The following is a 9605-nucleotide window of genomic DNA, read 5'->3' as shown; positions in this document are numbered from 1 at the left end:
GATTCCTTCCCATTCTGGCTGGATTAGCGTGAGGGGAACATGCGTTCTATCGAGACACACTTTTTGTCCTATAAGCCTCGGTCGGCGCTCACCGTCGACGCTGCGACCCGAATAGCCCAAATACGCTGCTGCATGAAAAAGGGACCCGGTTGGGTCCCTTTCTTTATGCGCTGTTCCGACGAGAAAGCGTTGTGGGCGCTTTGATGGATCTTTACGCCATCGGGTTTTCCGCGGGCAGATTGCCCATGGTTTGCAGATGCGCCATGCTGCCGTAGCGCTTGATGAACAGGTCGTATTCTTCAGGGTCGAAGAAGCTCGCGTCGCCTGCGGTGAACGCTTTTGCCGCTTCAATCATGAACGTGCCAGCTTCATCGAGGTCGGGCAGGCGCGTGGCGCCGGTAGCGCAGCCCGGCACGGCAGTTTGGGTGGTGATTGCAACGCCAACGACCGGCGCGTCGGTGCAGGTGCAGGGCTGCATGATGGAGTTCAGGTGGTACAGGCCGTTGCCATAGGGCGTGATATCGAGCGTTGAGATCGCGAACACCTGCGGCAGCTTGCCCGTGGCGATTTCGGCAATGCCCAGCAAGTCTTCGCTGACGCGCATCACGACGCCCTGCTTAACTGTGGGGGAAATCGCGAAGCCGCGGTTGTTGGCGATGCGGTTGCCCTTGGTGGTGTCGACAACCAGAATGGCGTCGAGCTCGGGCGTGACCTCTTCGGCATTGATGGCTGCGGTGGACGTGGGCGAGCCCATGAACGGCACGGGCTTGTGCGGCATGGTGGGCGCATGCGGGCACACGTGCGTGCTCACGAACACGTCGCCAGGCAGAACGTCGCCTTTCTTGTGCATGTCGAGCAGCTTTGCGGCGCAGGCGAGCGCGGTGAGCGCGCCGTCTCCGTCGGATACGAATCCGATGCGTTCAGGGCGTGCTCCCAAGCCGCCCAAGCGACCGAGCAGGCCGATGGTCGGCGCGTCGTCGCCGCTCGATTTGCCATGGGCGCCGGGAATGCGAACGCGCACCATATCGGTAGTGCCTTTGGGGCCTTCCAGCGGATAGGTCTCCACGGTGCACTCGGGGTCGATGGCCTTCAGGTAATCGGCGACAGTCGCGCCCGAAGCCTGAGGGGAATCGAGCAATTCGTACAATTCGATAAGGTGTTTGAAGAGCATGGCGATCCTTTCTAAGATGCGTTAGCGACATTGTAGTGCCGAATGCGCCGTTTGCCGCTCACGTTTGCCGTTTATTGGGGAGTGGGGTGCTTGCGCCTTGAGCTCTAATGCAGCATAGTGGAATGCATGACGAATCGTTGATATAGGGCATTGAATACCAGCCGAGCCGCGTTTATTCATATGCGGTTCGTCCGTGGCTTTGTGCGCGGCGTTTCCGTTTTTGGAAAACGGCTTGCGCATTGCGCGAATGCCGGGGTTTGGTGCGACATTGAAAGGAAAACCATGGCGAAGATGAAACTTGCGCTCGTGCAGTTCCAAAGCGTGTTGGGCGATGTGGAGGCGAGCATGGCTCGCGCGCTGCCCATGATCGATGAAGCGGCCGCCGCAGGCGCCAACATGGTGGTATTCCCCGAGCTGTTTACCACGGGCTACCATTTGGATACGGTCGGACCGCGCATGACCGAGCTGGCCGAGCCTATCGACGGCCCCACGGTGTGCGCGCTGCAGGAAGCGGCCCGCAAAAACCATGTGTATATCGTGGCTCCTATCGCTCTTCTGCATGGGCTTTCGGGCGTTCCGTATAACAGCGCAGTGTTCATCAATTCCGACGGCACGGTGCAGGGGTCGTTTGACAAGGTTCACCTGTGGGCGCTCGAGCGCTTCTATTTCCGTGCGGGCCACGAATTCCCGGTATTCGACACCGAATTCGGCAAGGTCGGCATTATGGTGTGCTACGACATGGGATTCCCCGAGGCTGCTCGCACGCTGGCCTTGAAGGGCGCCGAGCTCATTGTGTGCCCGAGCGCGTGGTGCGTGCAGGACAAGGATGTTTGGGAAATCAACGCGCCTGCCCGCGCGCTCGAGAATACGGTGTTCCTGGGCGCGGTGAACCGTTTTGGTCACGAGGGCGGTGATTTGTACATGCATGGCGGCAGCATGGTCTGCGGCCCGCGCGGTGGCAAAATGTGCCAGATAGCCGAAGAGGCCGAGGGGATTCTGTATGCCGATCTCGATTTCGATGAGGTGCGTAAGAATCGCGTGACGAGCCCGTATCTGCGCGACCGCCGCTCCGATGCCTATAGCGAAGTGTGCGCCTACTAGCTTTCGCTGAAGAAGCGAGACAAGTTCTGAAAAAGAAAGCGGACCGGAGGCTTGCCGGTCCGCTTTTTGTATCTTCCGCAGAGCAAGTGGAGTTGCTTGGGAAGGGGAATGGGTTGCGAGGCGAGCTGCAAAGAGCGGTCTTGCGGCTCGTTATTGCTATGCCTCGATAAGCTTTTCGAGCTGGTCGGCCATGGCGTCGATGTCGGTGTTCGTGGCAATGAGAGGCGGCAGGAAGCGCAGCGTATGGGCGCCGGTGTAGTTCAGCACGAGGCCTTGGGGCGCGTTGAGTGCCGCTAGCACCAGCGCGGGCGCATCGACGGAATCGTCGAACTCCACCGCGCGCATAAGGCCGAGGCCGCGAACTTCTTTCACGTGGGGCAGGGCTGCCAAGCGTTCGGCGAGGTGCTCGCCGGCGGCTTCGATGCGCTCGATTTCCCCAGCTTGTCCCAACTGGTCGAGCACGCAGTTCGCTGCGGTGATGGCCAGGCAGCTGCCGCCGAACGTGGTGCCGTGGTCGCCCGGCTGGAAGGCGTCGGCAACTTCGGCGCGCGCTGCGCATGCGCCCATAGGCACGCCGCCCGCAATGCCCTTTGCCATCGCGACGATGTCGGGCGTGACTCCATAGTGCTGGAACGCGAAGGGAACGCCGCAGCGGTACATGCCGCACTGCACCTCATCGCAAATCATGAGCGCTTTGTTCTCGCTCGTCAGGCGGCGAACCGCTTCCATATACTCTTGGGAACACGGATGCACGCCGCTTTCGCCTTGCACGACCTCAAGAATTACGGCGCACACGTCATGATTGGCGAATGCCGCCTCGAGTGCTGCGACATCGTTTTGCGGAACGTCGACGAATCCGCCGGGCAGCGGCTTGAAGGCTTCCTGCTTCAGCGGCTGCGCGGTGGCAGCGAGCGTCGCGAGCGTGCGGCCGTGGAAGCTGTTCGTGATGGTGACGATCGTGGAACCACCATTGCCGAAGCGTTTCGCGTAGAGGCGCGCGAGCTTGATGGCGCATTCATTGGATTCTGCGCCCGAATTCGAGAAGAACGTCTTCCACTCGATAGGCTCGCCTGCGTCGGTGGTGCCGCCCAAGATGCCCGACAGCTTCTCGGCGACCTCGCCGCGGTGCTCGATGTAGTAATAGTTGCTGACGTGCATGAGCTTGGCGGTTTGCTCCTGCAGGGTTTTTACGAGCGCAGGTGCGCAGTGGCCCAGGCTAATAACGCCGATGCCGCCAATGAAGTCGAGGTATTGCTTCCCTTTGTCGTCGGTGAGCGTCATGCCGTTTCCGCTCACGAATTCGACCGGCTTGCGGGCGAAAGTGCCCATCACGTATTTCGATTCAAGTTCTTGCTGCTGTGCGAGGCTCATGAGAGCTCCCTTCTATCGACGCGCATGCGCGCGCTTGGTTTATTCGGAATCGTTATCCCAGTTCAACATTGACATTTGCATCGAGGCGGCTTGCAAGCGCGTCGAGCGGTTGGGCTTGGTAGGTTTCGTCGGGCGTGCTCGGCTTCATCATGGTGCCAACGCCGTGGTCGGTAAGCAACTCGAGCAGAAGCGCATGGGGCATGGTGCCGTTGATGATGTGCGCGGCGGGAATGCCCGCATCGAGCGCCGCAAGGCACGCTTCGATTTTGGGAATCATGCCGCTGGAAAGTGTGCCCGACTCGACGAGGTCGCGGGCTTCTTCCGACGTGAGGGAGGAGATAAGGGTGTCTTTGTCGCTGAAGTCTTTATAGAGGCCGTCGACATCGGAAAGGAAGATGATCTTGTGCGCGTGCAGCGCGGCCGCCAGGTGCCCCGCCGCGATATCGGCGTTGATGTTGAAGGGCTTGCCATCGTCGCCCGCCGCGACGGACGCTACGATGGGGATATAGTCGTCGTTGATGAGATGCTCGAGGTAGGTAGGGTCGATGCTCGTGACTTCGCCAACGCGGCCAAGCTCGGGGTCGAGCTGCGTGGCGCGGATGGTGCAGCCATCGCCGCCGCTCACGCCCACGGCGAGGTGGCCGTGCACGTTGATGGCGTCGACCAAGCGGCGATTCACGCTGCCCACGAGCACCATGCGCACAAGCTCCATGGCGTTATCGGGCGTCACGCGCAGGCCGTCTTTGAATTCCACGGGCATGCCGCTTTTCTCGAATGCGGCGGAAATGTCCTTACCGCCGCCATGCACGATGATCGGCTTCATGCCGATAATTTTCAGCAGCACGATATCGGTCATGACCTGCGCCATGAGCTCGGGATTTTCCATGGCCGATCCGCCGTATTTGATGAGCACGGTTTTGCCTGTGGTGTGTTTGATCCACGGCAGCGCCTCGACGAGCAGGTTGACTTTGGCGGCGTAGCTGGAGCTGCGGGCTCCGGTTTTCGTGAATTTCATAAGACTCCTTGGAACCCGCTGAATGTTTGTGGCATTGGCGGGCTTTCGATGGAAACGGAAGGTGTGAAGATATGGGGCAGGGCGTGTGCGCCAAGCCGAAGGCGTGCGTGCCGCGGTTAGGACGGGCGCGCGCAATAGGCAACGGCCGGCAAACGCCTAGCTTCGTCGCTCGTTTCTTCTCAAGGAGGGTTTGGCCGTGGTTATTGCTACGATGCGCATGCTACGCCGCCCAATCCGGCGTCTTCGGCAAGTCCGAAGACGATATTCGCGCACTGGACAGCTTGGCCAGCGGCTCCTTTTCCGAGGTTGTCGATGGCGGCCATGGCAACAATCATGCGCTCATTTTGGTTCAACGACGCATTGACGTGCGCACGGGCCGTACCCGCCACGGCGCCGGTTTTGGGCCATACGCCTTGGGGCAGGGCGGTAACGAGGTTTGACTGGGCGTAGGCATTTTCGTAGGCGCGATGCAGAGACGCGTCGTCGACTTCAGCGTCTTTCGCAAGCGGCAAATACACCGTGGCAAGAATGCCGCGCTTGAGCGGCGCCAAATGCGGCGTAAAAATGACATGCGCGGGTGCGGGGCGCGCCGAAGCGTCGCCAGCAACGGGAATGTGTGCGTCTGAAAGGGTGCGACCATAGGAAAGCGCGATTTCAGGTTGGTGGCGATGGAGCGGTAGGCCATATGCCTCGAGCGATTCGTCGCCGGAGCAATAGTGAGTGCGCGCGCTCGGCTTTCGGCCCGCGCCCGTGATGCCGGAAATGGCATCGATGATGATGGGCGCATTGGGGTCGACGAAACCTGCGGCAAGCGCGGGGGTTGCCGCCAAAATAGAAGCGGTTACGTAGCAGCCAGCGCAGCCAACGATAACGGCCTCGCCTGCGGCATGGCGCGCCGCGAGCTCGTCAAGGGCGGCGCGGTTGGTTTCGGGCTGGCCGAACGCCGCGCGGTTGAGCAGCCCGGGTGCCGCGTGCTGCACGTGGTAGGCGGCTTCGTAGTCGGCCGCATTCGCGAAACGGAAATCGGCGGAAAGGTCGATGCACGTCACGCCTGCGTTCACGAGGCGAGGCGCGTGGAGCATGCCGGCTTTGTGGGGCACGCCCATGAAGACGACGTCGCACGAAAGCAGAGAATCGGTTGCGTGCGGTTCGAGCGCCAAGTTGTCGTAAACGCCGCGAAACGCGGGATATATGTCGGCGATATGCTGTCCGGCTTCGGAATCGGAAGTGATGACAGCAACTTCGAATTCGGGATGGTTGGCGCAAATTCGCAGCACTTCGGCTCCGGCGTAACCCGTGGCCCCCATGATTCCTGCTTTAATCATGTGCTGCTCCTTTGATTGAAATGCATAAAAAATCGGTTTTGTGCATATTAGACTGTTTCTAATCGTGAAACATGCATCTCGATAAAAAAGAATGAACTTCCACAGGAATTCTCGGCGGAAGGCGTCGTTTTTACGCTACAATTCCACCTCGCACTGCTGGGCGTGTGCCCGAGTGGTTAAAGGGGACGGGCTGTAAACCCGTTAGCTCTGCTTACCTAGGTTCGAATCCTAGCGCGCCCACCAGTTTTGCCCGTGTAGCTCAGTCGGTAGAGCACTTCGTTGGTAACGAAGAGGTCACCGGTTCAAGTCCGGTCGCGGGCTCCATTTCTTTTCCACGCTCACATACCTATATAAAAGTACGGGGTCGCTTCGGCGTTCCATTGCATTGGGGCTTTGGGCAATCCTCGGCTCTTTCGCGAGCTTCTTCCATTTATTGCGATTTCGTGAAGAACGGCTCATAGCCTGGTGAAACGCCAAATTACTCATTGACTCACGGCGATTTCCCTTGTATTCTGCAAAAGTTCGCTTTCAAAAGCCCCGCTAAACGCTGCTCAAAACGGGACACAGCGCGAAAGAATGTCCAGATTCTGGACCGTTGGTTTGGCGTAGGAAACCGAACAGTTTCGTGAAGCAGCACTTTTGAACCAGAACAAACGTATTTGGAGGAAATCGTGAAGACGTATTACGCAAAGCCTCAAGAGGTTGAGCGCGAGTGGGTCGTTATCGACGCCGCCGACCAGGTGCTGGGCAAGGTTGCCGCTAAGGCTGCCCACATTCTCCGTGGCAAGAACAAGCCGCAGTTTACTCCGCATGTTGACACGGGCGACTTCGTCATCGTCATCAATGCCGAGAAGGTGCGTGTCACGGGCAACAAGGCTCTCGACAAGAAGTACTACCGTCACTCCGGCTACCCCGGTGGACAGAAGTGCGAAACCTTCACCGAGGCTATCGAGAAGCATCCTGAGCGCGTCATCGAGCACGCGGTTAAGGGCATGCTGCCGAAGAATACTCTCGGCCGCAAGCAGCTCACCAAGCTCAAGGTCTACGCTGGCCCCGAGCATCCGCATGCCGCTCAGAAGCCCGTCGAGATCAAGCTGGAGGAGAAGTAACAATGGCAAACGAAGCTGTCTATTACGGCACTGGCCGTCGCAAGAACGCCGTTGCTCGCGTCCGCTTGGTTCCCGGCACCGGCAAGGTTACCGTCAATGGTCGTGAGGCTATGAATTACTTCGGCCGTGAGGCCCTGGTGAACTATGCCACCATGCCGTTCAAGGTTACCGACACCCAGGATCACTTCGACGTCATCGCTCTGTGCAATGGCGGCGGCATCTCTGGTCAGGCTGGCGCTCTGCGCCACGGCATCAGCCGCGCGCTGCTGCAGGCCGGCGAGTATCGTCCCGAGCTGAAGAAGGCTGGCTTCCTCACTCGTGACCCTCGTATGGTCGAGCGCAAGAAGTACGGCCTGAAGAAGGCCCGCAAGCGCCCGCAGTTCAGCAAGCGCTAATCTGCTCGCTTACTTCACGCGAAATGGAAAGGCTCGTCGCTTATGCGGCGGGCCTTTCTTTTATGTATGCCGCAGTTTGGTTGGGAATCGAGGAAAAGCGATCCCATAGGAACTTATGCGCCAAAAAACTGCGCGGAACACGAAGGCCCGATAGGTATATCCATCGGGCCTTTTGCTTCGATTTATTACGAATGAAACGAGACAAGGCGCGCTCGACGAGATGCGCGGGAACGACCGACTGAAGCCGGGTTCCGCGCTGTCAACGTGCGCCTTTCAGACTGGAGTATCCGAGCCTTGGCTATTTTTCGTAGGCGCAGTCGGCGGGCGTCCAGTTCTCCAGAACGGGAATCATCTTGCGGGCGATTGCTTTGGCGCCTTCGAGGTCTTGCTCTCGGAAGTTGCCGCACTCCTTTTCGGTGGCGCCAGGCACATCGCCCTCGAAGCCGACAATGAATGCGAGCATGTCGTTGACGAGCTTGATGGCAACCTCGGGTTCCATGTCGCGCACGAGGAAATAGAAGCCGGTACGGCATCCCATAGGACCAACGTAGATGACGTGGTCGGAAAGCTCGCTCGAGCGCACATACGTTGCGAACAGGTGCTCGAAGCTATGGATGGCGGGGTAGGGCAGATAGGTGCCGCAGTTCGGCTTGACCATGCGAATGTCATAGGTGGTCACGTCGCCGTCAACGCGCGAAGTGTACATGCCTTCAACGAGCTTGGTGTGATCGACGGCGAAGCTTGCGATTTGCTTGAGTTCCATAGGTCTTCCTTTGCAAAGGTTCGACGTAACGTTTCTTGATCGATATTGTATCGATGCTTTTAGCTGTGTTGCGGCTCTTTACGAATTTCGCTCAACGTCGATAGTGCAATTATGCGATAGGTCTGTCACACTGCCCTTCGTGAATGTGGCAAAGGCAGGCATCGTGCGTTTGATACATGCTTTTTCTTGGGGGAACGAACGGAGCGTTGGCATGGCGTTGTCAAAAAATACGAGAGGCGTTTTATTCGCCATTGCCGGCGGCATTGGGTGGGGCTTTTCTGGCGCCTGCGCGCAGTTTCTTTTCCAGGAATATAGCCTTGACCCTTTGTGGCTTACGAGCACGCGCATGGCATGTGCTGGGCTTGTTCTTATCGTCGTGGCGCTTGCGTGGCATCGACGCGCGCTGAAAGGCATTTTCTCTTCGTGGCGAGATATCGCACAGCTCATGGTGTTTTCGATATTCGGCCTTATGCTGTGCCAGCTGACCTATTTGATGGCCATTCAATATTCGAATGCGGGTACGGCGACCGTGCTTGAATATATCGGTCCGGTGCTTATCGTGGCCGCGACGTGTTTTTCGGCGTGCAGATTGCCCACGGCACGTGAGTTCATTGCCATGGGATGCGTGGTTATGGGCACGTTTTTGCTTGCGACTCATGGCGACCCTACGAATTTGGCAATGACGCCGCAAGCGTTGTTCTGGGGCTTGGGCGCGGCGGTGACCGCCGCAATCTATACCATTTCGCCCGGGACGCTTATGCAGCGCCACGGAAGCATTCCCGTGGTGGCGTGTGGCATGCTTATCGGTGGCGCCGCGCTTTGCCTGGTGACGCAATCGTGGAACTTCGCGCCCGAATTCGGTGAAGGCGGGCTCGATGCGGAAGGCTTCGCAGCGTTATTCGTGGGGCTCATTCTTTTCGGAACGGCTTTTGGATTTACGGCGTATTTACAGGCCGTTAAGGATATCGGAGCCGCGAAGGCGAGCCTTATTGCAAGCGTGGAAACGGTGTCGGCGACCGCGTTCGCGGTGCTGTGGCTGGGCACGGCATTTGAGTCGATGGATTTCGTCGGGTTCGTATTCATTATGTCGACGGTTTTCCTCCTCGCGAATTTTAGGGGCGAAGAGGCGGTGCGGGAATAGCCTCGTTGCGAAGGGCCGTCGCCAGGAGGCCGTGCCGCAAGGTCGTGGTGCGTGGCGAACGTCGCAAACTGCGGCTCTCGGCGTTCCATGCGCACGTTGTCTCCTGCTTCCAAACGGGCGACAGCCACGGCGTTTTCCGCGTGCGATGCCCCCGTTTGCCGCTCGATATGGTTTGGCGGTCTGGCGTGCAGTGCATTGCGGCCGCGAGTGGTAA

The 9605-nt window shown here is 58.9% G+C and carries 9 protein-coding genes and 2 tRNA genes; 6 read left to right on the top strand and 5 right to left on the bottom strand.

The window, feature by feature from the left end; translation table 11 throughout:
* Positions 1-211 precede the first annotated feature (211 nt).
* Positions 212-1171 (bottom strand): DUF1177 domain-containing protein, encoded by a 960-nt coding sequence (locus Q0D41_RS09185; protein WP_294378297.1) that lies wholly within the window; start codon positions 1169-1171, stop codon positions 212-214.
* 282 nt (positions 1172-1453) lie between these two features.
* Here Q0D41_RS09185 and Q0D41_RS09180 point away from each other — a divergent pair, with 282 nt between their 5' ends.
* Positions 1454-2272, top strand: a complete 819-nt coding sequence (locus Q0D41_RS09180) for a nitrilase-related carbon-nitrogen hydrolase (RefSeq protein ID WP_294378294.1) — start codon at positions 1454-1456, stop codon at positions 2270-2272.
* Positions 2273-2428: 156 nt separating this feature from the next.
* Here Q0D41_RS09180 and Q0D41_RS09175 read toward each other — a convergent pair whose 3' ends face one another.
* The 3 genes from Q0D41_RS09175 to argC all read right to left on the bottom strand — a co-directional run bounded on the left by Q0D41_RS09175 (position 2429) and on the right by argC (position 5983).
* Complete coding sequence (locus Q0D41_RS09175) at positions 2429-3643, bottom strand: aspartate aminotransferase family protein (protein ID WP_294378292.1); 1215 nt, start codon at positions 3641-3643, stop codon at positions 2429-2431.
* A gap of 52 nt (positions 3644-3695) precedes the next feature.
* A complete protein-coding gene (gene argB / locus Q0D41_RS09170; protein WP_294378289.1) occupies positions 3696-4658 on the bottom strand; it encodes an acetylglutamate kinase in 963 nt (320 codons plus the stop codon).
* A gap of 206 nt (positions 4659-4864) precedes the next feature.
* On the bottom strand, positions 4865-5983 hold the full coding sequence (argC, locus tag Q0D41_RS09165) for an N-acetyl-gamma-glutamyl-phosphate reductase (protein WP_294378287.1): 1119 nt from the start codon (positions 5981-5983) through the stop codon (positions 4865-4867).
* A gap of 158 nt (positions 5984-6141) precedes the next feature.
* Between argC and Q0D41_RS09160 the strand changes: the two genes are divergently transcribed.
* The 4 genes from Q0D41_RS09160 (at position 6142) to rpsI (ending at position 7487) form a co-directional block, all read left to right on the top strand.
* Positions 6142-6226 (top strand) — tRNA-Tyr (locus Q0D41_RS09160).
* 5 nt (positions 6227-6231) lie between these two features.
* A tRNA-Thr gene (locus tag Q0D41_RS09155) sits at positions 6232-6307 on the top strand.
* 347 nt (positions 6308-6654) lie between these two features.
* Entirely contained in the window at positions 6655-7092 is a 438-nt protein-coding gene (rplM, locus tag Q0D41_RS09150) for a 50S ribosomal protein L13 (protein ID WP_123219875.1), read from the top strand.
* Between the two features lie 2 nt (positions 7093-7094).
* The gene (rpsI, locus tag Q0D41_RS09145; protein ID WP_123219856.1) at positions 7095-7487 is read left to right on the top strand and encodes a 30S ribosomal protein S9; all 393 of its coding nucleotides are present in this window, start codon (positions 7095-7097) and stop codon (positions 7485-7487) included.
* A 298-nt stretch (positions 7488-7785) separates the two neighbouring features.
* On the opposite strand, the gene Q0D41_RS09140 is transcribed toward rpsI, so the two are convergent.
* Positions 7786-8250, bottom strand: a complete 465-nt coding sequence (locus Q0D41_RS09140; protein WP_294378282.1) for an S-ribosylhomocysteine lyase — start codon at positions 8248-8250, stop codon at positions 7786-7788.
* A gap of 211 nt (positions 8251-8461) precedes the next feature.
* Between Q0D41_RS09140 and Q0D41_RS09135 the strand changes: the two genes are divergently transcribed.
* Entirely contained in the window at positions 8462-9391 is a 930-nt protein-coding gene (locus tag Q0D41_RS09135) for a DMT family transporter (RefSeq protein ID WP_294378277.1), read from the top strand.
* Positions 9392-9605 lie beyond the last annotated feature (214 nt).

The organism is uncultured Slackia sp. (assembly GCF_934630525.1).
Taxonomy (GTDB): Bacteria; Actinomycetota; Coriobacteriia; order Coriobacteriales; family Eggerthellaceae; genus Slackia.
This window is presented reverse-complemented; position numbering and strand designations above follow the sequence as displayed.